The organism is Mesobacillus sp., from assembly GCF_057785455.1.
In genome coordinates this window covers 1-26,305 of record NZ_JBYNSB010000055.1, presented here as the reverse complement: position 1 = coordinate 26,305, position 26,305 = coordinate 1, and the positions used below count along the sequence as shown (strand labels likewise).

Annotated in this window: 21 protein-coding genes and 1 rRNA gene; 17 read left to right on the top strand and 5 right to left on the bottom strand. The window is 44.5% G+C overall.

Features of this window, described 5'->3' with window-relative positions:
- Window positions 1–65 precede the first annotated feature (65 nt).
- The 6 genes from AC3EBE_RS20045 to AC3EBE_RS20020 all read left to right on the top strand — a co-directional run bounded on the left by AC3EBE_RS20045 (window position 66) and on the right by AC3EBE_RS20020 (window position 7,835).
- On the top strand, window positions 66–1,814 hold the full coding sequence (locus tag AC3EBE_RS20045; protein WP_488596788.1) for an ABC transporter ATP-binding protein: 1,749 nt from the start codon (window positions 66–68) through the stop codon (window positions 1,812–1,814).
- A gap of 249 nt (window positions 1,815–2,063) precedes the next feature.
- Window positions 2,064–3,077, top strand: coding sequence for an ABC transporter ATP-binding protein (locus AC3EBE_RS20040; RefSeq protein WP_488596787.1), 1,014 nt, complete (start codon window positions 2,064–2,066; stop codon window positions 3,075–3,077).
- Window positions 3,052–4,020 (top strand): ABC transporter ATP-binding protein, encoded by a 969-nt coding sequence (locus tag AC3EBE_RS20035; RefSeq protein WP_488596786.1) that lies wholly within the window; start codon window positions 3,052–3,054, stop codon window positions 4,018–4,020. The genes AC3EBE_RS20040 and AC3EBE_RS20035 overlap by 26 nt, the downstream gene beginning before the upstream one ends.
- An 89-nt stretch (window positions 4,021–4,109) precedes the next feature.
- The gene (locus AC3EBE_RS20030; RefSeq protein WP_488596785.1) at window positions 4,110–5,744 is read left to right on the top strand and encodes an ABC transporter substrate-binding protein; all 1,635 of its coding nucleotides are present in this window, start codon (window positions 4,110–4,112) and stop codon (window positions 5,742–5,744) included.
- Window positions 5,745–5,913: 169 nt separating this feature from the next.
- A complete protein-coding gene (locus AC3EBE_RS20025) occupies window positions 5,914–6,918 on the top strand; it encodes an ABC transporter permease (protein ID WP_488596784.1) in 1,005 nt (334 codons plus the stop codon).
- Between the two features lie 17 nt (window positions 6,919–6,935).
- Complete coding sequence (locus AC3EBE_RS20020) at window positions 6,936–7,835, top strand: ABC transporter permease (protein ID WP_488596783.1); 900 nt, start codon at window positions 6,936–6,938, stop codon at window positions 7,833–7,835.
- Window positions 7,836–7,878: 43 nt separating this feature from the next.
- On the opposite strand, the gene AC3EBE_RS20015 is transcribed toward AC3EBE_RS20020, so the two are convergent.
- The 4 genes from AC3EBE_RS20015 to AC3EBE_RS20000 form a co-directional block, all read right to left on the bottom strand.
- Window positions 7,879–8,961, bottom strand: a complete 1,083-nt coding sequence (locus tag AC3EBE_RS20015; protein ID WP_488596781.1) for an aromatic acid exporter family protein — start codon at window positions 8,959–8,961, stop codon at window positions 7,879–7,881.
- 575 nt (window positions 8,962–9,536) lie between these two features.
- Window positions 9,537–14,006, bottom strand: a complete 4,470-nt coding sequence (locus AC3EBE_RS20010; protein ID WP_488596780.1) for a glutamate synthase-related protein — start codon at window positions 14,004–14,006, stop codon at window positions 9,537–9,539.
- Window positions 14,007–14,351: 345 nt separating this feature from the next.
- Window positions 14,352–15,647 carry a glutamate-1-semialdehyde 2,1-aminomutase gene (locus tag AC3EBE_RS20005; RefSeq protein WP_488596779.1) on the bottom strand — a complete coding sequence of 432 codons (1,296 nt, stop codon included), beginning with the start codon at window positions 15,645–15,647 and terminating at the stop codon, window positions 14,352–14,354.
- An 88-nt stretch (window positions 15,648–15,735) separates the two neighbouring features.
- Complete coding sequence (locus AC3EBE_RS20000; RefSeq protein ID WP_488596778.1) at window positions 15,736–16,467, bottom strand: YqjF family protein; 732 nt, start codon at window positions 16,465–16,467, stop codon at window positions 15,736–15,738.
- A gap of 135 nt (window positions 16,468–16,602) precedes the next feature.
- Between AC3EBE_RS20000 and AC3EBE_RS19995 the strand changes: the two genes are divergently transcribed.
- The 9 genes from AC3EBE_RS19995 (at window position 16,603) to perR (ending at window position 24,409) form a co-directional block, all read left to right on the top strand.
- Window positions 16,603–17,616: an ABC transporter ATP-binding protein gene (locus tag AC3EBE_RS19995; RefSeq protein WP_488596777.1), complete on the top strand. Its 1,014-nt coding sequence runs from the start codon at window positions 16,603–16,605 to the stop codon at window positions 17,614–17,616.
- Complete coding sequence (locus AC3EBE_RS19990; protein ID WP_488596776.1) at window positions 17,609–18,400, top strand: ABC transporter permease; 792 nt, start codon at window positions 17,609–17,611, stop codon at window positions 18,398–18,400. Before AC3EBE_RS19995 ends, AC3EBE_RS19990 begins: the two co-directional genes overlap by 8 nt.
- Before the next feature lie 3 nt (window positions 18,401–18,403).
- Window positions 18,404–19,189, top strand: a complete 786-nt coding sequence (locus AC3EBE_RS19985) for an ABC transporter permease (RefSeq protein WP_488596775.1) — start codon at window positions 18,404–18,406, stop codon at window positions 19,187–19,189.
- Between the two features lie 478 nt (window positions 19,190–19,667).
- A complete protein-coding gene (locus AC3EBE_RS19980; protein WP_488596774.1) occupies window positions 19,668–20,075 on the top strand; it encodes an ion channel in 408 nt (135 codons plus the stop codon).
- 81 nt (window positions 20,076–20,156) lie between these two features.
- A complete protein-coding gene (gene bcp, locus AC3EBE_RS19975) occupies window positions 20,157–20,624 on the top strand; it encodes a thioredoxin-dependent thiol peroxidase (protein WP_488596910.1) in 468 nt (155 codons plus the stop codon).
- 405 nt (window positions 20,625–21,029) lie between these two features.
- Complete coding sequence (locus tag AC3EBE_RS19970) at window positions 21,030–21,896, top strand: TetR/AcrR family transcriptional regulator (protein ID WP_488596773.1); 867 nt, start codon at window positions 21,030–21,032, stop codon at window positions 21,894–21,896.
- A 456-nt stretch (window positions 21,897–22,352) separates the two neighbouring features.
- Window positions 22,353–23,297: a D-2-hydroxyacid dehydrogenase gene (locus tag AC3EBE_RS19965; RefSeq protein WP_488596772.1), complete on the top strand. Its 945-nt coding sequence runs from the start codon at window positions 22,353–22,355 to the stop codon at window positions 23,295–23,297.
- Between the two features lie 2 nt (window positions 23,298–23,299).
- On the top strand, window positions 23,300–23,851 hold the full coding sequence (locus AC3EBE_RS19960) for a cob(I)yrinic acid a,c-diamide adenosyltransferase (RefSeq protein ID WP_488596771.1): 552 nt from the start codon (window positions 23,300–23,302) through the stop codon (window positions 23,849–23,851).
- A gap of 114 nt (window positions 23,852–23,965) precedes the next feature.
- On the top strand, window positions 23,966–24,409 hold the full coding sequence (gene perR / locus AC3EBE_RS19955) for a peroxide-responsive transcriptional repressor PerR (protein ID WP_488596770.1): 444 nt from the start codon (window positions 23,966–23,968) through the stop codon (window positions 24,407–24,409).
- 100 nt (window positions 24,410–24,509) lie between these two features.
- Here the strand turns inward: perR and AC3EBE_RS19950 are convergent, their stop codons facing one another.
- Window positions 24,510–24,863 (bottom strand): YgzB family protein, encoded by a 354-nt coding sequence (locus tag AC3EBE_RS19950; protein WP_488596769.1) that lies wholly within the window; start codon window positions 24,861–24,863, stop codon window positions 24,510–24,512.
- Window positions 24,864–25,021: 158 nt separating this feature from the next.
- Between AC3EBE_RS19950 and AC3EBE_RS19945 the strand changes: the two genes are divergently transcribed.
- Together AC3EBE_RS19945 and AC3EBE_RS19940 are read left to right on the top strand one after the other, a co-directional pair.
- Window positions 25,022–25,897, top strand: coding sequence for a nucleotidyltransferase-like protein (locus AC3EBE_RS19945; protein ID WP_488596768.1), 876 nt, complete (start codon window positions 25,022–25,024; stop codon window positions 25,895–25,897).
- 318 nt (window positions 25,898–26,215) lie between these two features.
- A 16S ribosomal RNA gene (locus tag AC3EBE_RS19940) occupies window positions 26,216–26,305 on the top strand; the annotation flags it as partial.

The window sequence follows — 26,305 nt, the reverse complement described above, 5'->3', positions numbered from 1 at the left end:
TTGATTCGAATCAACAGGTTTTTGTTTCGTGTTAAGCTAGACAGGCTTCATAAGGGGGAACTAAATTGGGAAGCATCCGCAGATATTTAAAATTTGTAAAACCATACCGGCTTCAGATTATCGGCACGATCCTAATCGGGATCATCAAGTTCGCAATCCCGCTATTAATTCCATTACTGATAAAGTTCGTGCTTGATGATGTCATCGATAATGATACTTTAAGCAAAGCTGAGAAAACGGATAAGCTGTTTTGGGTGATGGGTATCATGATCGTTGTTTTCGTTGTGGTTCGTCCGCCAATTGAATATTACCGCCAGTATTTTGCCCAGTGGACAGCGAGCAAGATTCTCTATGATATAAGGGACAGGCTGTTTACCCATATGCAGCGCCTCAGCTTTAAATATTATTCGAATACGAGGGCGGGAGAGGTCATCTCCAGGATGATCAATGATGTGGAACAGACGAAAACCTTCGTTGTTACCGGATTGATGAATCTCTGGCTGGATGTTGCTACCATACTGATAGCGGCTGCTATCATGTTCACTATGGATGTTCAGCTTACTTTTGTTTCGCTGATCCTGTTTCCTTTTTACGCTTTCTCGGTAAAATACTTCTTCGGAAACCTTCGGAACCTCACTCGGAAGCGTTCGCAGGCTCTCGCTGAAGTGCAAAGCTATCTGCACGAACGGGTGGCGGGGATATCTGTCATTAAAAGCTTCGCAATTGAGGACTATGAACAGACCCAATTTGACAGCCAGAATAAAAACTTCTTAAAGAAGGCATTGGACCACACAAGCTGGAATGCGAAAGCCTTCGCAGTGGTCAATACGATTACAGATATCGCTCCGCTTCTTGTTATTGGGTTTTCCGGTTACCAGGTGCTTCAGGGCACTCTAAGTATCGGGGAAATGGCCGCGTTCATTGCATATATTGACAGGCTGTATAATCCGCTGAGAAGGCTGGTTAACTCATCTACCACCCTGACACAGTCAATTGCCTCAATGGACAGGGTATTCGAATTCATGGATGAAAAATATGATATCCAGGATGACGAGGCTGCAGTTGAGCTGAAAAAGGTTCATGGAGATATATCCTTTAAGGACGTCAGCTTTGCTTATGATGAAGGCGAGGAGAATGTCCTCAAAAACATTACGATCGATGTGCAAAAAGGAGAAACAATTGCTCTCGTAGGAATGAGCGGAGGAGGCAAATCCTCTTTTGTCAGTTTGATTCCGAGGTTTTTTGACGTAACCGAGGGGGCTATACTGCTGGATGGCCAGGATATCCGCAGCTTTAAGGTCCGTTCGCTTCGGGATAAAATCGGGATGGTAGCACAGGATAATATTTTATTCAGCGAATCGGTCAAATCAAATATCCTTCTAGGTAAACCGGGAGCTGGAGATGACGAGGTATTCGAGGCAGCAAAGGCTGCGAATGCCCACGAGTTCATTATGAATTTGCCCGAGGGCTATGATACCAAAGTCGGAGAAAGAGGAGTCAAGCTTTCAGGAGGACAAAAACAGCGTGTTGCAATTGCCCGAGTGTTCTTGAAAAATCCACCGATCCTGATTCTTGATGAAGCTACCTCCGCACTCGATCTTGAAAGTGAACATTTGATCCAGGAAGCTATTGAAAAGCTTGCCAAGGACAGGACGACTTTCATCGTTGCCCACCGTTTATCAACGATTACCCATGCTGACCGGATTGTCCTCATAGAGCATGGAGAAATAAAAGAAATCGGACGGCATGATGAACTAATGGCAAAGCAGGGCGGCTATTACCGGCTCTTCCAGGTCCAGCAGCTGGAAAGCTGATATATTTAGGCAGGAAGCACTATAAAGTGCTTCTTTTTTTATGCCTGTGTAACTATTCGTAAATTACCTGCGTCTAAATAAAAAACCAAAAAGTCCCATTTTCATAATACTATTCTAAATTGTTATTATATTTAAATAATTTTGATAAATAAGTAGACTTATATGAGTCTTTTAATATAAAATGTTTTACACAGACAGGTATGAATTTTATTCAGCAATAATATTTCGGTTATAGAAAGGAGTAGTAAAGTGGTACATGCTCCGGTTTTGGATGTAAAAAACTTGAGAACATCTTTTATCACATCAGATGGCGAGATTCCGGCTGTTGATGATGTCAGCTTTTCTGTAAACAAGGGAGAAGTCCTCGGGATCGTCGGCGAATCCGGCTGCGGCAAAAGCGTCACATCTTTATCAATTATGAAGCTGATCCCACAGCCGCCCGGGAAAATAGCAGGCGGTGAAATTCTCCTTAATGGGGAAGATCTCGTTCACGCATCGGAAAAACGGATGCGGGAAATCCGCGGAAATGAAATCGCAATGATTTTCCAGGAGCCTATGACATCATTAAATCCTCTGTTCACGATTGGCGAACAGCTGACAGAAGCATTGAAAATACATAAGAAGCTAGGAAAAAAGGAAGCCACTCAGCAGGCGGTAGAAATGCTGAAGCTTGTCGGGCTCCCAAGAGCAGAGCAAATCATAAAGGAATATCCGCATCAGCTGTCAGGAGGGATGAGACAGAGGGTCATGATCGCCATGGCGCTGAGCTGCCATCCAAGGGTCCTGATTGCGGATGAACCAACAACCGCACTTGATGTTACCATCCAGGCACAAATTTTATCCTTGATGAAGGACCTTAATGAAAAGCTGGATACAGCGATCATCATGATCACCCATGACCTTGGTGTGGTAGCAGAAGTATGCGAGCGTGTCGTCGTCATGTATGCCGGGAAAATTGTTGAAGAAGGCTATGTTGCGGATATTTTCAAGAATCCAAAGCATCCATACACATTGGGCCTGCTTAAATCGATTCCTGATATCCGCGAGAAACAAGAACGTTTGTATTCGATTCCAGGAAATGTGCCCAAACCTGGTTCCATTAAGACGGGATGCCGGTTTGCGGCCAGATGTGAATTTGTCATGGAACGTTGCCTGAGCGAGAATCCCGAACTCTATCAGACTGAAAGGCCGGGACATTCTGTGCGCTGCCTTTTACATGAGAAGGAGGGAGTAAGCCTTGGCAGAAGTACTGTTAAAAGTTGATAATCTAAAAAAATATTTTCCTATCACCGGCGGGATGCTCGGAAAGCAGACCGGAAGCGTAAAAGCTGTTGATGATATCAGTTTTTGGGTCAACAAAGGGGAGACGCTTGGACTTGTTGGTGAATCCGGGTGCGGGAAATCCACAACCGGCAGGATGCTGATGCGCCTGACCGACCCGACAGAAGGGCAGGTCATTTTCGAAGGGAAGGATCTGGTCACACTCTCGGATGGTGAAATGCGCAAGACACGCAAGGACATGCAGATGGTATTCCAGGATCCATTCGCTTCCTTGAATCCAAGGCATACAGTTGAAAAAATCCTTGAGGAGCCATTAATTGTCCATGGCATCGGCAGCAAAAAGGAAAGAAAGCAAATGGTGAAAGAGATGCTTGAGGTTGTCGGTCTCAGCAGCTACCATGCGAAAAGGTATCCTCACCAGTTCAGCGGAGGGCAGCGCCAGAGGATTGGAATTGCCCGGGCCTTGATGACAAGGCCAAAGCTGATCATTGCTGATGAACCAGTATCCGCACTGGATGTATCAATCCAGTCACAGGTATTGAATCTTCTGGAGGACCTGCAAAAGGAATTTCAGCTGACGTATATATTCATCGCTCATGACCTTGGTGTCGTAAAGCATATAAGTGATAGAGTCGGAGTCATGTATCTAGGCAGACTGGTAGAAATCACCGATGCTGATAAGCTTTATGAGAAGCCGCTCCATCCTTATACAAAGGCACTGCTGGATGCTGTCCCGATTCCTGATCCGGATGTAAAACGGAACAGGGAATTGCTGACCGGAGATATTCCGAGCCCGGCCAACCCGCCTAAGGGGTGTGCATTCCATACAAGATGTAAGGAGTGCATGGAGATTTGCAAAACAGATAGACCTGAATTGAAGGAAGTTGAACCTGGTCATTTTGCTGCATGCCACCTCTATTCCTAAAACAGGAATGAAGGCAGGGAATCCAGCATAGATGATATATATCATGGACTAGATTCATATACTGGTCCGAAAAAATAAGGGGGAAAATTATGAAAAGGCGTTTTGGATTGATGTTCTTTGCTTTCATCCTGATCCTGAGCTTAGGCCTTGCCGGCTGCAGCAATAATCAGTCGTCTGGCGGCACGAAGGATTCAGGCGGTAAATCTGGCAGTGACACAAAAACAGAACAAAATGGTGATGGAGAAGCAGCTGAGGGCGGAGTACTTGTATTCGGCCGCGGCGGTGACTCAGAAGCACTTGACCCTGCAATCACTACTGAAGGGGAATCTTTTAAAGTAACAGAAAATATCTTTGAAACTCTTATCAATTTTGGTGAGCAGGATACAGAAATCGAACCAGGCCTGGCGGAAAGCTGGGAAGAGTCTGATGGCGGCTTAAAGCATACATTGAAGCTTCGCCAGGGCGTGAAGTTCCATGATGGAACTGACTTTAACGCAGAGGCTGTAGTCTTCAACTTTAATCGCTGGAAAGCCGGAAATAAAGAGCGTTTTTATTACTACAACTCTCAATTTGGCGACACAATCAAGGAAGTTAAAGCTGTTGATGAGTATACAGTAGAATTCACGATGAATCGTGTACTTGCTCCATTCTACAAAAACCTTGCAATGTCTCCATTCGGAATTGCCAGCCCAGAAGCTGTCAAGAAGCATGGCGACAAGTTCACTGATAACCCAGTTGGAACAGGTCCATTCAAATTCAAGGAGTGGAAGCGCAACGACAAGGTTGAAATCGTCAAGAACGAAGATTACTGGCAGGAAGGGCTTCCAAAGCTTGATGGAGTCATCTTCCGTGTCATCCCTGAAAACTCTGCACGTTTGAATGCATTGAATACTGGCGAAGTTGATTTGATCGACGGCGTTAACTTCAGTGATGTTGAGTCAATCGAAGCTAACCCTGATCTTCAGACATTCTTCCGTCCATCCATGAACGTTGCTTACCTTGGATTGAACAGCACTCGCGGTCCGTTAAAAGATAAGAAGGTTCGCCAGGCGTTAAACTATGCTGTTGATAAGAAAGCTCTAATTGATGCTTTCTATGCTGGAGCTGCTGAGCCAGCAATCAATCCGATGCCAAAAATGATTGCAGGCTACAACGAAGATGTAAAAGACTACGAGTTTGACCTTGATAAGGCTAAGGCTCTATTGAAGGAAGCTGGATATGAAGATGGATTTGAAATGGAGCTATGGGCTATGCCTGTAGCAAGACCATACATGCCAGATGGTAAGAAGGTAGCAGAAGCACTTCAGGCGAACTTCGAAAAAATTGGCGTGAAGTCAAAGATTGTATCTTTTGAGTGGGCAACATATCTTGAAAAAGCACGTAATGGTGAAGCAGACGCATTCTTGCTTGGCTGGACAGGTGACAATGGTGATGCTGACAACTTCCTGTATGTTCTTCTAGATCAGGATAACATCGGAAGCAATAACTATTCTTACTACAAAAACCAGCAGGTACACGACCTGTTCATTAAAGCTCAATCTACAAATGACCAGGCTGAACGTGAAAAACTTTATAAAGAAGCTCAAGTGCTAATTAAGGAAGATGCTCCTTGGGTTCCGCTTGTGCACTCCCAGCCGGCGATCGCAGGCAAGGCTGATATCGTAGGCTACAAGCCGCATCCAACAGGTTCCGATCTGTTATCAGAAGTAGGATTCAAAAAATAAAGCAGCTGGAAAGGGAGAACATGTGCTTTCTCCCTTTTCTTTTGATAAATAAAGCTATTTTACCTCCAGGTTGATTTGGGCTGTAAGGTTCTAGACTCTTTTGGATTGCAGGTGCCTCGCGCAGAAATCAACTTGAAAAATTTTTAGCAACAGGAAAAGAGGTGGGAAGGTGTTTGCTTATTCAGTCAGACGAATTTTATCATTGGTTCCTGTACTATTAGGCCTTTCTCTTATTGTATTTTTCATGATCCGGGCAATCCCTGGCGATCCCGCCCAAGTCATTCTCGGGCAGCTCGCGACAAAAGAAGCAATTGCGGATCTGACGAAACAGCTTGGCCTCGACCAGGCATGGTATGTTCAATATTTTAAGTATCTTGGCGGCTTGGTGACCGGAGATTTGGGACAATCTCTCAGGACGAAATCAGAAATAAGCAGTGAAATCTGGCCGTATCTGGCAGCTACAATGGAATTATCCTTCACAGCGATGCTGATTGCGATTGTGATTGGCGTGAATGCTGGAATCATCAGTGCATGGTTTCAAAATTCATGGTTCGACTATGTTGCTATGGTATTGGCTTTGATTGGTGTTTCCATGCCGATTTTCTGGCTTGGCTTGATGGAACAATGGGTATTTGCAATCAATTTGGACTGGCTTCCAACTTCAGGCCGTGAGGAAGTCCGTAATCCGGTGAATGCGATTACGAATTTCTATCTCATTGATACATTGATCCAGGGTCGTACAGACCAACTTGTGGATGTACTCAAGCACCTGGTGCTGCCATCGATTGCCCTGGCGACAATCCCGATGGCGATCATTGCGAGGATTACCCGTTCCACAATGCTTGAGGTCATGCGTTCAGACTTTATCAGGACAGCAAGAGCGAAGGGACTTCGCATGTTCTGGGTTGTCTATAAGCACTCATTGAAAAATGCGGTCATTCCTGTACTTACTGTTATCGGATTGCAGATGGGATTGCTGCTTGGCGGGGCGATCTTGACTGAAACGATCTTCAGCTGGCCGGGCATCGGGCGCTATGTGTATGAAGCGATCAATTACCGTGATTACCCAGTCATTCAGTCAGGCATCCTGCTGATTGCCTTCATCTTTGTCATGATTAACCTGGTAGTTGACCTGCTGTATGCCGCAATTGATCCGAGAATTAAATATCGTTGATGAAAGGGGAGATATAGATGGAAATTACAACTCAAAAACAAATGCAGCCGCCCGCCGTCAAAGCGGAAGAAAAAGTAGCATCTCCCTGGACAGAAGCATGGTATAGCTTTAAGAAGAACAAGTTGGCTCTGGCAGGATCGATTATTGTCTTATTGTTTATCTTACTGGCTATTTTAGCTCCGCTTATTGCTCCAGAAGGCATCAATGAGCAAAAAATGGGAGAACGGCTTCAGGCACCATCCGCACAGCACTGGTTTGGCACAGACGACTTTGGCCGCGATATTTTTTCCCGTGTTGTTTTCGGAGCGAGGATTTCTCTATGGGTAGGGACTTTTTCTGTAATAGGTTCGATTGTAGTCGGCTGCCTTCTCGGTATCCTTGCCGGTTACTATGGAAGATGGGTTGACTCTTTGATCTCAAGGTTTTTCGATATCATGCTTGCCTTTCCTAGCATCCTGCTCGCAATTGCGATTGTAGCAGTATTGGGACCGTCTCTTCGCAACGCGCTGATTGCGATTGCGATCATCAATATTCCAACCTTCGGAAGGCTGATCCGTTCACGGGTGCTCAGCGTAAAAGAAGAGGAATATATCATGGCTGCAAAGGCAGTAGGCATGAAGGACAGCAGGATCTTATTCCACCATATCCTTCCCAACAGTATGGCGCCGATCATCGTTCAGGGGACACTTGCGATTGCGACAGCAATTATCGAAGCGGCAGCACTTGGATTTCTTGGTCTTGGTGCAGAAGCACCGAATCCTGAGTGGGGCAAGATGCTGGCTGATGCGAAAAACTATATGCTCCAGGCTCCATGGACAATGATTTTCCCTGGCCTGGCCATCATGCTCACAGTTCTGGGCTTTAACCTGATGGGCGATGGACTCAGAGATGCACTCGATCCGCGGATGAAAAATTAACGAATAAGAGCAAACGAAAAAGCAGCTGAAAAACCAGCTGCTTTTAAATTTCCGGACTAGGATCGATATTCACATTATTATCATCTTTATGATAGGACTGGAAGCTTGTGATCAGTGTGTCGAGATGCTCGACTTGCTCCCCGTATTCCATGATGATGGAGACAAGCTGCATGACATGATAGAACATCTGGCTGTTCGATTCAGCCAGGTCTTTTTTTTGCGCTAAAAACAGTTCAAATAGCTGCTTTTTGTTAAGACAATACTCACCGTCGATGTATGAAGCCTCAGGCCTGATTTTTCCGGCGAACTTCATCATCACCTGTTCATGGTGATTTATAAGGCAATCGAGCTGATGCTGAACGACTTCCTGAAACTCCAGAGGCATCTGATTAAATTCATTTTCATAGCGATGGAGCCTCTTAAGCGTATCCATCGATTTTTTCGTCGTACTGATCATTTGCCTGTAAATCACCAGCTTGCGGGATTTTGCAAGTTTGTTATTTTTAAAATAATCTCGCTCTTCTTTATACATCATATAAAGCTGATCAAGCTTGATGATTCCCTCACGCATTTTTTCAATATCCGCTTTCAGGAGCTGGTGCTCGGAGGCATGGCGGGTGCTCAGCCTGATCCATTTTGTTATTTCTTCTGATAAGGTTGTAATTTTGTAGTAAAGTTTACTTTCATATCTAGGCGGCAGGAAAACAAGATTGACAATAAAAGCTGAGACGACCCCAAGCATGATCGTTGAAAAACGGATCAGGGCAAACTGGATAAAATCGTCGCCAGGCGATTCCATTATGACGATCAGCGTCACAAGCGCAAGCGAGATTGTGTTTTCGAGCCTGAGCTTAAGGTTAAGTGTGATGACCAGAACTGCTGCCAGGCCAATGATAAAATGGCTGTTACCGAACGCCATAACGAAAACCACAGCTGTCATTGCACCAATCAGGTTGCCTTGCACGTGTTCAATGATAGATAGATAAGAACGATAAACGGTAGGCTGCAGGGCAAATATCGCTGCGATACCTGCGAAAACAGGTGACGGGAGTTCGAAAATCTGTGCTAAAAATAAAGCGAGTATGATGGCAATTCCCGTTTTTAAAATGCGGGCACCAAGTTTCATCGATAGTGTATTCCTTTCATTAGGCTCTTTTAATAAGGCTCTTTTCTAATACTTTGTTGCTATTCTATTTATGCTTTTGAAATCTCCTTCTAAATGGTTTTTTAAAGAAGGCTTTGCAATAAAAGGCTGTTGATTTCCGTTCCAGGCGCTTTGCTTTCCTCGGGGCGTGCGGTGACAATCAACAGGATCTTAATTCAACATAGGTGTAAGCAACAATCTTTGTGAAAACAGCCTTTAAAAAAGAAAATCCTATATTCATTTTATACTTTAAACCATTTTGTTAAAAACTAAACAATTATGTACTATACAATGGATGGAGCAGAAGTTCAAGCGGCAATTTTACGAAAACCAAGCCTTTTTTTCATGTAAGTGGTTACATTGAACATTTTGTGATAATTGATGACTTGGAGTGCATGAGAGGAAGGGGGGTTCCTAGTAGCTACGTAAGAGAAAGGGAGGCAGCTGGTTAAATTATTGACATGCTTATTCAAGGAGTATGGAATTCATAACAGCAGGTAATAAGATATTATTACACAAAAAAACGGCCAAATGGCCGTTTTTTCATTAAATCTATATCACTCTGTAGAAACTGCAGGGTCTGCCTGTTCTTTAACTGGGACAACCTGTACGAAGTGGTCTTCTGGGTGCTTGAGCAGCAGTCCGAGTTCCTTTGCTTCGTCCTTTTGTCCATGCCTTTCCAGCATACTAACGTATTGGCTCAGCAGTTCCTTGACATCCTCGACACCTTTGGCGGAGAGAGTCTGGATTGATACCTTAGCGCCTTTGGCGATACGGCGGGAAATGGCGTCCTTAGTCAAGCCCATTTCTGGCTGATGTCTCAGGTAAACGACACCGCCGGTCATGCCTGCACAAATCCATGGTCCCGGATCCCCAAGAACAAGTCCGCGGCCATTTGTCATATATTCGAAGGCAAAGCCTTTAATGTTTGCATTCGCCCCGATGTTGCCGTGTTCCTTTTCAGGGATTGGCTTTTTGACAAGTCCGCCGATGATCATATCAGCACCTGACAGACGGATTCCAGCACGTGCATCCGCACTGCCCTGGGCAACTAGAAGGCCTTTTTGGGCTCCGTATCCAAAGCCTTTGCCGACAGAGCCATTGTAGAAACGTCCATCCTTGCCAGGAGACTTCGCAATCAGGATTGAACCGCCGAAGGATGTCTTGCCGACCCCATCCTGGCTACCTCCATCAATTTCGATGTCAATGCCTTCAGTGTTGTATGCTCCGAGTCCGTTTCCAAGAATGGAGCCCTTGTATCGAAGTGATACTGGCTGCAGCTTGCGATAAGAGCCATCCAGGCGTCCGCGGACACGGTGGCAGGAAACCCTGCTTGCAAGTACCCTCTGTTCTGCTGTTACTGCCTGGAACTCACGTGACTGGTGCAATTCCTCGTCAATGGCATCCAGGTACTCGGCGCCGGCTGCTACCTGAAGCTTAGCTGCAGTAAGCGCAGCAGCGGCTTCCTTCTGTTGTACCAATTGACCAATCTCCAATGGCTTCAGAAGGTAGGTCAGATCCAGCAGTTCCTTGCCCTTGACCTGCTCCAATAGATCAGAGCGGCCAACTGCTTCCTGCAGGTTTTTTATCCCCGCGGAAGCCGCTAGAGCTTTTAATTCGCTGCCAAAAGCAGTAAACAGATTCATGATGCCCTGGACAGCAAGATCGAATTGTCGAGGTACGAAGCGGCGCAATCCATGTTCCTTAGCCTGAGCTTCTGAATCAATTTGCGTAGCAATCCCGACATGGCAAGTATCAAGGTGGCAGCCGCGGCAAGTTGTACAGCCGATGGCAAGCATCGATAATGTTCCAAAGCCGACGCGGTTTGCACCAAGAAGCATATATTTGATAACATCCTGAGCGCTTTTCACTCCGCCGTCTGCCCAAAGCTCAACATTGTCACGCAAGCCTGCTTCCAGTAGAGCGTTATGAGCAGCCTTGATGCCTATTTCTGCCGGCAATCCGACATATTGAAGTGCGTGGATACGGGCCGCGCCTGTGCCTCCGTCGAAGCCGCTCAGTGTAATGATGTCTGCTCCTGCCTTGGCAATTCCGACCGCAATTGTCCCGATATTTGGAACGACCGGCACCTTGACGGCTACACGTGCCTGGTCATTAGCAGTTTTCAGCTCGTGGATCATCTGGGCAAGGTCTTCGATTGAATAAATATCATGGTTGTTTGATGGTGAAATCAAATCAGAGCCAATTGTCGCATTCCTTGCTTCAGCGATTTTAGCCGTAACCTTTGAGCCAGGGAGATGTCCGCCTTCACCAGGCTTAGCACCCTGGCCAATTTTAATCTCAAGAAGGTTTGATGAGTTAAGGAGTTCAGCGTTTACCCCAAAGCGCCCCGATGCTACCTGCTGTCCGCGTGTGCGTGGGTACTTGCCAAGCATATCCTTTATTTCTCCGCCTTCACCGTTCATGCTGATCATATTCAGTCTGTCTGCACCTTCTGCATAAGCACGGAAGGCAATTTCGTTTTGTGATCCGAAGGACATTGATGCGATGACGAATGGCAGGCTATGATCGCCAACGCCAATCTCGACTTCATCCGGTGAAATAGTGGAATCAGTCTGTTTTAAAGCAGTTAAATGACGGATGGTTGTCGGGTTCGCTTCTTCCTGTTCGGAAATCTTATCGCGATAGACGCTGTAATCTCCTGTAGAAGCGACCTCGCCGATTGCTTTCCAGATACGGGGGAAGAGATGGAACGTCTTTCCGATCCGTTCTTTTTCATTCTGGAAATCGGCAGCCCTTGCGATCGCATCCTCCTTCATTGCTGAGAAACTGTAGGCAAGTTCATTGGAGCCAAAGAAGTTCACAACCATCAGATAATCAGCTACTTCATCGTTCAGCCCAATCGCTGAGAACAATCTGCCGTATCCGCGCAGCTCATGGATACCAATAGTCGAAATTACTTTTTCAAGACCTTTCGTCAATGCTCCGTATAAGTTGACGAGCGGCGTGATGGATTCATCAAGCACGGTCATGAACATATAGTAAGGGCTGATCGCGTCCGCTCCAAGTCCGAGTGCTACAACAATATCATGCAGTGAGCGGAGGGAGGCTGAACGGAGCAGGAGCGAGCAGTCACGTCTTACGCCTTCCTTAACTAAAGCCTGGTCGATGGCTGAAACGACAAGATGCGGATCTAGCCAGAGGGCATTTTCCTGGTGAGCGATTGCATCATCAAGGACGATAAGTGATTTACCGCCTTTTACTGCCGCAACAGCATCTCCAGCGAGCCGTTCGATCGCATCCTTGACATTCTCGTCAGTCCTGAAAACTGTTTCGAGATAAGCCACCAGCTTTTCATCTTGATAGCATTGGATTACCTGATCCATGCTTGGCTGGCCGGTTTTCAGCGAAGCATCATAACCAGCTTTTCCTTCGATAAGAAGGGGAGTCAGCAGTTCGACGACTTTGCCAGTTTCTGTCTTGCCGAATAGGGAAGGCCTTTTTCCAAGAACTGTCCTTGTTGAAAAATGTTCGGCTTCGCGGTCGCGGTCGATTGCCGGGTTCGTGACGACAGCAACGCTTTCCTTGATGAAATCGGCAATGTTTCTTCGCTCTGGATTCATCGCAGCCAGCGGCGCATCATGACCTAAGGAACGAATCGGTTCCGCGCCTTTTTCTGCCATCTGCTCGACTAGCTGAACGTGGTCACGTTCCCAGCCGAATGCTTTATACTGGCCATTATGAATTTTATCTGGGTAAGTCATCGTTACAGTTTTTGACAGCGCTGGCGCAGATAGACGCTGGCGAGCCTCCTCAAATGCAAGGCGCTGAGAAAAACGCTTGTAAACCTCATTCTGGAATTGGTCATGCTCAAATACTTCGATCGTGTCTCCGTTCCACTTCAAGCCTACCTTTTCCCCTGGAGCCAGTGGTTTCGGATCGCCGGTATATTCGGTCGATGGGATGATGCCTGGCTCAGAAGAAAAGAGATAAGAGCTTTCAGTATCAACCATCCACAACGGACGAAGGCCTAGTGCATCGACACTGAAGACTGCTTCATCACCAAACCGGGAGATAATGCCGGCAGGGCCTTGGGCAAAATGCCCCCATGCCTCGCGAATATACGTATATAAATCCTGCAAGTGTTCTGGATATGATTTGATTTCATTGATGATCGGCGGGAACATCATGTCCATTGCTTCAAATAATGAATAACCGTCACGGCAAATAAACGTTTCCAGTGTACGGCTCAAATCCTGTGAGTCACTGCCATCCTTGACAAGCGGTACGTTGACCATGCGAGCTTCATCACGGAGTCTGGCAATTGTATTGATCTCCCCGTTATGGCCGAGGATGCTGAAAGGCTGGACACGGAAAAAGCTTGATAGAGTATTAGTTGAATAGCGGTTGTGTCCAAGAGTCATTGTGGATTCCACAAGCGGGCTTGCCAGGTCAAAATAGTATTTTGGCAGGATATCCCCTGCTCCCATAACCTTGTACACAGCATGGTATTGGCTCAGTGAAGCAACATGTACTTGTTCATTTTTCTCAAAATCTACAATTATATTGAACAATCTGCTTGATAGCTCGCCGCCTGTTTGGTCCGCAAGGAAGGCGAACTGCCAGAATACAGGGTTCTCCTGAATAGCAATCGGGCCTAGGGCTTCAGAATTTGTAACGTCGACAGAGGAGAATACCAGATTCAGATTTTGCTCTGCCAGCTTTGCTTCAAGCTCCTGCTGGATTGTTTTCGCCTGTTCAGTACGGGAAATAAATACATGTCCGACGACAAAGTTCTCATCATCTGCCAATTCCGGCTTCATACCGGCGGCAGAAAGCTTTTCCTTCCACAATGTCCGTGGAATATCGATATGGATTCCAACTCCATCTCCTTCTCCATTGATGAAACCTGCACGATGATTCATCGTCACCAGGCCATCAATACAGTGGAAAATGTTTTCGCGTGTTGGAACTTTCTTTTTTTCTATACTTGCTACAATTCCGCAGGCATCGTGTTCATTTCGTGAAAAATCCTTAAATAATGAAGGGGTCCATTGTAAAGTCATAATATTCGGCTTGTAAAAGGGGATCCTTAAAAGCCGGTTCACCTCCTGAAAAAATATTAATTTATTCTATAGATTGATAGCTGTTTTCGAGGGTAACTCTTGATTGATGGGATTTTAAGATAGGGATAAAGCGGCCATAAATATGGCGGTTTTACGAATAGTTAGAAACAATCATATCATAAGAATTTTCAGAAATCAATTTTTTATGCAAAAGTTTGGATAGAGTGTAATTTGGTTTGTAAAGAAGTTGTAATAAAACAACTTGTAATGTAAACGTTTTCATCCTAAAAGTAAAAAAATAACAGGAACCAACTTGGTTCCTGTTATGTATAAAATTCTGTATATTTATTCATTTGCCATTGTATAAAATGCTTGGTCAACCGCATGGAGTGTTGCTTCGATGTCTTCCTGGGTATGTGCAATCGTTACAAACCAAGCTTCATATTTTGATGGCGCAAGGTTGATCCCTTGTTCCAGCATCAAATTGAAGAAGCGTGCGAACATTTCACCATCCGTATTCTCTGCCTGCTCATAGTTCACGATTTTTTCCTTGGTAAAGTAAATCGTCAAGGCACCCTTCAGGCGGTTGATCGTAATTGGTATTCCGTGCTTGGCTGCAGCTTCCGTTATACCCTCTTCAAGCATGGCCCCAAGCTGGTCCAGATATTCATACACGCCATTTTGCTGAAGTACCTCGAGACAGGCTATTCCTGAAAGGATGGAAGCCGGATTGCCCGCCATTGTTCCTGCCTGGTACGCAGGTCCGAGCGGAGCTACTTTTTCCATGACTTCAGCACGGCCGCCATAAGCGCCGATAGGGAGCCCGCCGCCAATTATTTTACCCATGGCGGTCAAGTCAGGTGTGATGCCCAGCAGGTCCTGGGCACCGCCGTACATAAAACGGAAAGCAGTAATGACTTCATCAAAAATAATCAGCGCGCCTGCTTTGTGGGTAAGCTCTTTTACTTCCTCCAAAAATCCGGGCATTGGTTCGACGATCCCGAAATTGCCGACAATCGGCTCCACCAGTACAGCAGCAATCTGATCTCCCCATTTTTCGAGCGCTTCCTTGAACGGTTCGATATCATTGAAAGGCACGGTGATGACTTCTTGGGCAATGCTCTTTGGCACGCCTGCAGAATCAGGAGTTCCAAGAGTGGAAGGACCTGAACCAGCGGCAACAAGCACAAGATCTGAATGTCCATGGTAGCAGCCGGCAAACTTGATGATTTTATCTCTGCCTGTATAAGCGCGGGCAACTCTAATCGTTGTCATGACCGCTTCTGTCCCGGAGTTCACAAAACGGACCTTATCAAGGGCAGGCATTGCTTCCTTCAGCATTTTAGCGAATTTAACTTCATGTGGAGTTGGAGTTCCGTATAATACACCAGTTTCGGCTGCCTTTTTAATTGCTTCAGTGATATGCGGATGGGCATGTCCAGTAATGATTGGGCCATAGGCAGCCAAATAATCAATGTATTGGTTCCCGTCAACATCCCAGAAATAAGCACCCTGGGCGCGTTCCATCACGACAGGCGCTCCTCCGCCTACAGCCTTGAAGGATCGGGAAGGGCTATTGACGCCGCCGACGATATGCTCCAGGGCCTCTTTATGTAATTTCTCCGAATTGGTTCTTTGCATGGTAAAACCTCCTATATGTAACTGCCCCTTTATTTTATCATTAATTATTATTTTTACAGATTGTTTCACTTGTCAAAAAACTGGGGTGTCAGCTGTGTTCGATCTTAGGAGGCCAAAAATAAGCTTTTTTGAACTTGCTATAGTGAAGCAGTGGTTCTGCATCGGAAAATTTGTTATCTACAACAGGAAACAGATCTTTCTGGCAAATCACAGCCTCTGCCCTTTGGAGCTCCCATTTTGTATGATGGATATCTCCGCGGAACAATTTGCCGCCGCGTTTTGTCCATAGACAGTATCTTTCTGTCAGCCAGTGCTCGAGTGTTCCTTCATCAGCAAAAAATATCCCTGATGATGGTTTATAGCTGGCTGAACATTCTGCACCTGAACTTCTGGAAGAAGAAAGTTCAATGCTGCTGCTGATCCGGAATTTCATTATTGCCAGCTTGTATGCGAGGCCAAAGGTTATTTTAGCCCCGATGACCGCCAGGAGATGGTTCGCATCCAGCGAAAAGAAATAAACACCTGACTTGCCGCCATATTTCACATAAGTCCTAACATTTAGCTCAATATAAGAACTTAAGAGAGGAATAGGTGGAGTGAAGCGGCCGCGCATGTTTTTTACTTTGAAAGGAACGATCCCGATCCAGGCATTTCCATCAAATGTGTCGATTTCAAGCTCAGGGGGAACATGGCCTTGCAGTATTGAAGCAGGTACAGGCCAATGAGCAAAAAGGGTATGATGCCATTCCTGGGTCATCATCCAATTCAGGTCCTCGAGAGGAAAAGGGCGGTGGCTCTGAACCAAAAGATCTTTTTCCATTGGAATACCTCCTTTTGGAAGTTAACATACCCGCCTCAGAAAGAAGTAATCAATAGAATCAGGCAATAAGCCTTAGCATTTGTTTTAGTTCTGCAGATTGGCTAAACTGTTTGAGGGATTAAAGGAGGAATTATCATGAATGCCATTGAAGTGAAGGGGCTGCGGAAGGATTTTAAGGCCTATTCAAGCCGATCCGGATTGTCCGGGGCTTTCCGCGACCTTTTTACACGCAATTATAAGATTTTACCGGCGGTTAATGACATTAATTTTAACGTCAGGCAGGGAGAAATGGTTGGGTATATCGGTGAAAATGGTGCAGGAAAATCAACAACCATTAAAATGCTTACCGGGATCCTGACACCTACGTCCGGAAATATCATCGTCAACGGGATGAATCCCCACAAGGAACGGGAAAAATTCGTCCAGACAATCGGAGTCGTATTTGGACAGAGATCGCAGCTTTGGTTTGATATAGCTGTTCAGGAATCTTTCCGTCTGCTGAAAAAAGTCTATAAAGTTTCCGATGCTGATTATAACGACCATATGGACCATGTCATCAGGACTCTTGATATTGCGCCGCTTCTCGACAAGCCTGTCAGGAAGCTGTCGCTTGGGCAAAGGATGCGCTGTGAACTTGCTGCTGCGCTGATCCATAATCCGCCGCTGCTCTTTCTTGATGAGCCGACAATCGGACTTGATGTGCTCGTCAAGCTTAGAATCAGGGAGTTTTTGAAGGAAATCAATGAAAAATACAATACAACCATCCTGCTGACTACCCATGATTTATCCGATATCGAGGCGCTGTGCGAACGGGTGATTATGCTTGACGAAGGGAATATCATTTATGATGGCGCATTGAAAAGCCTGAAGGAAAAGTGGGGCGAGGGGAAAGAAATTAGCTTTGAATTCATTGAAAAGGCGGACATGCAGCATTTGGAGGAACTGACAGCCGATCTCGATGCTAAATGGGAGCTTGATGAAAAGGATCAAGTTTTCACGGCATTCACGGGTGACGATGAAGAGGCGGTCTCCCAGATCATTGCAAGGACGGTTGCTGCATATAAGGTCAGGGATGTTAAGATCAATGAGCCTTCCACCGAAGAGATCATCCGCAATATTTATGAAAAAGGAATGGCGGAGAATGGATAAGTATATTGAGATGATTCGCATCCGATTTTTGATGATGCTGGCTTACAGGACCAATTACTATACTGGCATCCTGATATACAGCATCAATATTGGCGCTTATTACTTTTTATGGAACGCGATTTATGGCGGCAGAGGCGAGATAGAAGGATTGTCCGCTGTTCAGATGACGACATATGTTGCGGTCGCCTGGATGGCGCGTGCTTTTTATTTTAACAATATCGACAGGGAAATGGCGACAGAAATCAAGGAAGGCAAGGTCGCGGTTGAACTGATCAGGCCATACAGCTACCTGGTGATGAAAACGATGCAGGGACTTGGCGAAGGGATTTTCCGGCTTTTCTTTTTCTCGGTTCCAGGGATGCTGATCGTCGCGCTGATATTCCCGCTGGAATTCTCAGCAAACTTGAGTACGTGGTTACTATTCTCGCTTTCAATAGTATTAAGCTTCTTTATTAATACCCAGCTGAATCTGCTTACCGGAATCACCACTTTCTTCTTATATAACAATACAGGCCTGATCCGGGCAAAACGGGTATTGATTGATCTGTTTTCCGGATTGCTGCTTCCGATCAGTTTTTTTCCCGGCTGGTCTCAGGAAATCATGAAGTATTTGCCCTTCCAGGGAATCAGCTATGTTCCCAGTATGATCTTTACAAACGGATTTACTGGGAGCCAGGCAGTCGAAGGACTGATGCTTCAGGCCGTCTGGGTGTTGATCCTGATTGTTCCGGTGCAAATCCTATGGATCATCGCCAAAAAACAGCTGATTATACAAGGAGGGTGACAAGTGTTTTATGTAAGGATGTTTTTTCAATACGTCGCCCAGTATATGAAAACAAGGCTTGAATACAGGGCAGATTTGTTTGTGGAGATTTTTTCGGATTTGCTGTTTCAGGCTGTTAACCTGATTTTCATCCTGGTCGTATTTGACCATACTGAATTCTTGAACGGCTGGAGTCAGGATGAAATCATTTTTATTTATGGTTTCTTCCTCGTACCCTATGCACTTTTTTCGTCATTCTTTAATATCTGGGATTTTAACGAGCGATATATCGTAAAAGGAGAACTGGACCGCATTCTGACCAGGCCGATCCATAGCCTGTTCCAGGTCATTCTCGAACGGATGGAACTTGAGTCATTGTTTGGCGCTCTGACCGGACTGGCTGTCATGTTTTACGCAGGCGGGAGGCTGAACCTCGAGTTCCACTGGTACGATCCGCTGCTGTTCGTCATTCTCGTCCTGGGGGGAGTGCTCGTCTATGCAGGCATTTTTGTTATGATCGCCTGCATCAGCTTCTGGGCTGACGCGAGAACCTCGATCATGCCAATGATGTACAATATCGGCAACTATGGCCGCTACCCGGTTGATATCTACAATAAAGCCATTCGGTTTGTACTTACCTGGATTCTGCCATTCGCCTTTGTTGGAGTATATCCTGCTGCCTATTTCCTTGAAAAAGTTGAGTGGTACGGCTATTCCTTCTTCACCCCTGTGATCGGGCTGATTTTCTTCGGTTCATCAGTCGTGATCTGGAATGAAGGTGTTAAGAGATATAGAGGGGCAGGAAACTGATAAGAAAACGGACATTGCTAGGCCGATTTGCTGACAGAAAGAGTTGTACAAGAGTATAGATACCTTGTTAAAAGTCCTGATGGTTGTAGTGGAAGGCGCGCAGACTCCTTCGGGATTTAGCGGACAGGTGAGACCTAGGTAGAAATGGCCTGAGAAGAAGGGGACATTTTATCCCGCAGGAGCAAAGCGACGAGGAGGCTCACCGCCCGCCCCAAGAAAAATTCGCTCTTGAAAAAGCCGGCAATTTGGCTTTTTCATAATTTTTCAGAGGAAAGCGAAGCGCCTTGAACGAAAATCAACAGCCCCATTTAGTTCAATCCTAAAAAAAAGAATAAACTTATAGATTGTTTGTCAACATTATTCCGCAGCATAATCGCTGCGGTTTTTCTTATATTTGCAGTTACAGGACTTGCAGTCATACTCCTATATCCATAAGCGTATAGTTTCAATGAGAGATGCAAGAAAAGAGGCTGTAGCTATGCATTTTTATTTATCAATTGTAATTATCGCACTAGCAATTACCATGAGTTTAAAAACATTGTTTGCGCCTCATAAAATCATAGGAAAGCAAGTCTCGCTGGAAAATTTCATCACCCTGGCCCTGATTTATGCCACGGTGATGGCAGGGTTCGGTTTGCTGTATTATCTGCTTGATTTAAGAGGATTGTTTGTGCTGGCAGACAGCAGCATGCGCCTCAGTGTTTCTTCTTATGAGCGGATGGCGACTAGCATGTATTTCAGTGCAATCACCCTCTTTTCTGTAGGGTACGGCGATATTTCGCCGATTGGGGTTGGAAGGATCATTGCCGTGCTTGAGGCCCTGATTGGATACACAATTCCTGCTGCCTTCGTGACAAGAGCCGTTTTCGACCATAAAAAGTCATAGCCCTGCTTATGCTCTCCATTTGTATTCCGGTACAAAATTAGATAGGCTATGGATACAAGCTACTTTTTGGAGGGATGCATGATGGCATTGGCGATAGGCAAGGCGGCACCGCAGTTTGAATTGCCTGCTAGTAATGGAGAAAGTGTCAAACTGGCTAATTTTCTAGGGAAAAATGTTGTGCTCTACTTTTACCCGAAGGATATGACTCCTGGCTGCACAACGGAAGCGTGTGATTTCAGGGATCACCATGAAAGCTTTGAAGGACTGAATGCAGTTATTCTTGGGGTGAGTCCGGACCCAATCAATAAGCATGAAAAGTTCATTGATAAGTATGGCCTGCCTTTCCTGCTATTAGCGGATGAGGACCATAAAACAGCCGAAGATTACGGTGTCTGGACACTGAAGAAGAATTTTGGCAAGGAATATATGGGCATTGAGCGTTCCACCTTCATCATTGACAAAGATGGCAACCTTGCTAAGGAATGGCGCAAAGTAAAAGTAAAGGGTCATGTAGAAGAAGCACTCGAATTCATTAAAGAAAACCTTTAGCATTTAAGGACAGCCGATAAGCAGGCTGTCCTTTTTATTATAAAGCTCTGTTAATGCCGAATGTTGATTTTTTAACACTGTTGCTTGTAGAGGAAGGCGCGCAGACTCCTTCGGGATGAAGCGGGCAGGTGAGACCCCGCAGGAGCAAAGCAACTAGGAGGCTCAGCGCACTCCCCAAGAAAAATTTGCTCTTGAAAAAGCCGGCAATTGGGCTTTTCATATTTTTTAGAGGAAAGCGAAGCGCCTGGAACGAAAATCAACAGCCTGGTTTAACAGAGCCTATTATAAAAAGGTATTTCGCGGGATTTGACCATGCAGGGAAACTGTATTACGATATGACTAATCAGTCAAAAACGAAACAGTGACCAGTCAGTCATTACATTTTAATCTATCGGGGGCTTTTAGGTGAAGGAAAAAGAAAAAGCGATCATTGAAGCGGCTATTAAGCTCTATGCCGCCAAAGGATTCTCATCCACTTCCATTCAGGAAATTGTGACGGAAAGCGGAATCTCAAAAGGGGCGTTCTATCTGTATTTCAAGTCCAAGGACGCATTGCTGATTGCCATCCTGGAATATTATTTTAACCATATAGACAATAAGGTAAGGGTAATCGAGCAGGAAGACCTTCCTGTGAGAGAAAAATTCGCTAAGCAATTGAGTACATTGTATAAGACAATGGTGGACCATAAAGAATTTATCATCATGCAATCAAGAGAGCAGGCCATTCCCTTGAATGAAGAAGTAAAGGAGCTAATGTTCCGCAAACATTATGAGGCGATGATGTTTTATCAGGCAAGCCTTAAAGCAATCTATGGCCCAAAAGCAGACCATCATCTTTGGGATCTCTCATTGATGCTTGAAGGACTGTTTAATTCTTATATGAGGTTATTATTGTTCAATCCAAACGGGTTTGTGATTGAAGACGTGGTTCAATATATACTTCGTCGGATGGATACGATTGTCGAGGGACTGGCTGGTGAAGAGCCGATTACGAACCAAAAAAAGATTGAGGATCTATTCAGGGAGGCTAAAGCCTTCTTTATTGCCAATTCAAATGGCATAAAGAATATACTTGAAAAAATGAAGCAGGTCATCGAGAATATCGAGCGCAATGAAGATTTATTGGTTTCACTGGAGGTTCTTGAGGCGGAAATAAGCAAGGAATCACCGAGGCTGCCGGTAATCCAGGGTATGCTCTTCAATTTTAAAGACCACGAGCAGCTTGCTTCATACCGGGAAGAAATTGCGAATGTTTATTCAATTAAATTATAGGTTTTTGTTATAGCTGATAGTTGATTCTTAAACCCTGTTGCTCTTCGTTCCAGGCGCGCAGACTCCTTCGGGATGAAGCGGGCAGGTGAGACCCCGGAAAAAATGGTCCAAAAAGAAGGGACCATTTTTCCCCCCAGGAGCGAAGCGATGAGGAGGCTCACCGCACGCCCCGAGGGAAGCGAAGCGCCTGGAACGGAAATCAACAGTTTTGTATAACATAGCCAAATCATAAAAAAATAGCCTATTTTTCTCAATACAGGCTATTGTCCATTCATTTCCCCTCAAACTGAATATCATTGTATTAGGGCATACCTCCTCAAACAATTTTAGCGGGCTGAACAGCCCGCCTTTTTTTTATCAAAACGTTCCCCAAGCAAGCCTTAGAAGTTGTTAGGAAGATTGAAAATTAATACAATTAAGAAATACTACTAATTTTTACTCAAGGGGTTGGACCAGGTGAACATTTATTCTTCGTTGCTTCCTGCAAAGGAGCTTCAGGATGAAATCAAGGAAATCTTTCCGGAATTACATTTTCAATTTCATAAAGGTATTAAAGAAGAGCTTTTCCTGGATGCAGAAGTTTTTGTGACATACGGTGAGGATTTGCAGGAGGAGCTCGTTTTAAAAACGGATAAACTGAAATGGATCATGGTTATGTCCGCAGGCCTTGAAAAGATGCCATTCGAAGCATGCAAGCAAAAAGGAATCCTAGTTACAAACGCCCGGGGAATCCATAAAGTGCCTATGGCCGAATTCACAATTGGCATGATGCTTCAGCATGTTAAGCAGATGAGAACATTGCTGGAAAATGAAAAAGAAGAGCTGTGGGAACGTAAACTTCCTATGGGCGAATTGTACGGCAAGTGTTTGCTCATTCTAGGTATAGGGGCTATTGGCGGTGAAGTTGCGAGGCTCGCAAAAGCTTTCCAAATGAAGACGATAGGAGTTAACCGCAGCGGGGAAGATGTCCAATGGGCGGATGAAATTTACACTTTGAAAGATTTTGAAAAGGCACTGCCGAAAGCGGATTTCATCGTATCTGTGCTGCCGAGTACTGAAGAGACCAAGCATTTACTGGAGAAACGACATTTCGATCTGATGAAGGATACAGCCGTATTTATCAATATTGGCCGCGGGGATCTGGTAAAAGAAGATGTTCTGCTTCAGGCGCTGAAGGAAAATACAATTGCTCATGCATATTTAGATGTATTTTACAATGAACCTCTGGAAAAAGAACATCCATTCTGGAGCATGGGAAATGTGACAGTGACTCCGCATATCTCCAGCCTGACAAGGAATTATATGCCGAGATCTTTTGAAATTTTTAAACATAATCTGCATACATATATAAAAAAAGGCGCGGACTATATCAATTTAATCGACATGGACAGGGGGTACTAGAAATGAAAATTTATACAAAGACAGGCGACAAAGGAACAACTTCACTAATTTACGGCACAAGAGTCAGCAAGAATGACGCACGGGTAGAAGCATATGGTACATGTGATGAAACTAATTCAATGATCGGTCTTGCGCTCAGTTATTTGCAGGGCGAATATTTTACAGGAAAAGAAGAATTGTTTGAGATTTTTCATAAAATCCAGACGGTGTTATTCCATGTTGGTGCTGAATTGGCAACGCCAGCAGGCAAAGAGGTTAAATGGACGCTGGATGCAAATGATATAGCTGAATTGGAAAAAATAATTGATTCATGGGACTCAGCACTTCCGCAATTGACCAACTTCATCCTTCCGGGGGGTCATCAGGCAGGCGCGGCCCTTCATGTAGCCCGGACAGTAGCAAGAAGAGCTGAACGCCAGGCAGTCGAGATTGGGGAAGTAAATCCGCTGGTCCTATCCTATTTGAATCGACTTTCTGACTTTTTATTTGTCGCGGCCAGGTATGTCAATATGCATCTTGGCTCAAAGGAACTAACATTGCATCAGCAATCTTGAAGCTGTGCTGTAAATGTTTGTGAGGTTGTTATATTGACAAAAGTGGAAATTACTTAGTACACTATTTATAAACATTATAAAGTAAGAATAATAATTTTTAGAAAAGTGAGGTGCATGGCGGTGGTACAGAGCCAGTTAAAAGAAGCCTTGGATACCTTGAAGGATACAGGAGTCCGTATTACTCCGCAGCGTCATGCGATACTCGAATTTTTAATAAACTCAATGTCGCACCCTACAGCAGATGACATCTATAAGGCGCTTGAAGGTAAGTTCCCGAATATGAGCGTAGCGACAGTTTATAACAATTTGAGAGTATTCCGTGAAGTTGGCTTAGTCAAGGAACTGACCTATGGGGACGCCTCAAGCCGTTTTGATTTTGTAACGACACACCATTATCATGTTATTTGTGAAAACTGCGGCAAGATTGTTGACTTTCATTATCCAGGTCTTGATGAAGTTGAACATTTGGCTTCCCATGTTACAGGCTTTAAGGTAGGCAACCATAGAATGGAAATCTACGGAACTTGTCCGGATTGTTCGGCAAAAGAAGCGCATTAAACATAACCGCTGGTGGCGAAAGCTATCAGTTTTTTTGTTTCTTAAAGCAAAAAACTCGGCGCGTTATGGCCGAGTTTTTTACTTTGTTTTATAGAGAGAGCTATTGCTTCTCTGTTTTCTTATTATATTTTTCATCAAAATCCTTGCCCTCAAGATTCCGGTCAAGGGTTAAAGGTTCGTTGCAGTACATACAAATATCAACCCGGCCAAGAATCTTAGTCTGTTTGCCGCAATTAGGACAGATAACCTGGACAGTTTTAGTCGACAGCATTCCAATCCAAAAGTATACGACCGTGCTGGCAATGATGAACAGCAGGCCTATTAGCATAAAAATGGTCATGATCACAGGGGAATTCCTGAAAAAGATCCCTCCATACATAACAACAAAGCCGATGAAAATCAGGCTTAGGGCAAAAGTTCTGATTTTATTTATTTTACTAGAATATTTAGCCATGTGTTTCCCTCCCTAAAAACTAACTATATCATACCATTTGCGGCAGAATAAATCATAATAAGTCATTGGGCCGTGTCGAAAATTGTCTAGAGGAAATGCAGGAGATTTTGTATAATTGTCGAACATATATGCTAACAAACAAATGGAGGAGTTTTATTATGGAGGATATCCTTCGTTCTATATATCAAGAACGCGCAAGCCATCCTAATACAGTTGGAGTGGTGATGGTCGAGAAAAGGGAAAAGGCATTCCCGACAACCGATACATTTGATGCCATTTTACTCATAATTGTCAAAGAGAACGACGACCCTGTATTTGTTAAACATTATTCATACAATGATAAGAAGGCAGCCATGCACATTGTTACAGAAAAGCAAATTAACGATTGGCTATTGATTGGCAATAACCGAAAAATATTCGACTGGCTTTACAATGGCAAAATCGTCTTTGACCGAAATGAGCGGCTTGCCAATTTGAAACATGAATTGAGGGAGTTTCCGTTCTTTGGCAGAAAAATAAAGATGGGCATTGAATTTGCAAAGCTGATTAGAAGATATATAGATGGAAAAGCGTTCTTTGACCATTTCCATTATCTTGATGCTTATAACCATGTTGTCCATTCTTTGCATCATTTAGCGAGGCTTGCAGTGATTGAAAATGGATTTCATCCGGAAGTGACAGTCTGGCACCAGGTAAAGCAGATAGAGCCTGAGATATACAAGTTATATGAAGAGCTTATATGCAGTGAGGAAGACATTGAGAAAAGGCTGGAGCTTTTATTCCTTGCCTCTGAGTTTTTGATCCATAAAAGGACAAAAGTAGGGACGCAGCACTTACTTGAAATCCTTCAGGAGAAAGAATACTGGTCTTTCAATGAGATGATGGCACATACCGAGCTTGCCGCGTACTCTGTTGATCTCGGCATACTCGTTGAATATTTGATAGAGAAGAAAATCATCTCTGTAGTGAATATCGAAACAAAAGGCCAAGGTATTTATCATCGTTATTATCAGGTTTCTGAAAAACTATCGTAAAAAAACAAAAAAAGCTGTTGACCTTTTAAAAAATACTTGGTATATTAATAACCGTCGCTGCGGAACACAGCAAAAACACTTTCGCGGCAGACGGTTGAAAACTTAAAAGTATTTTTCAGTCAAAAACATTTTTTTAAAAAAGTGTTGACTTGGAAAACACAAGATGTTATATTAGTAAAGTCGCTTCGGACGACACGCTAACTAAATTGCTCTTTGAAAACTAAACAAACAAGCGTCAACAAACAATAAATTATCATGCCTTCTATTTATAGAAGATCATGAGCCAACGTTTTAAATTATGAGCTAAACTCATACTCTTTTTTGGAGAGTTTGATCCTGGCTCAGGACGAACGCTGGCGGCGTGCCTAATACATGCAAGTCGAGCGGATCTTCATTAGCTTGCTTTTG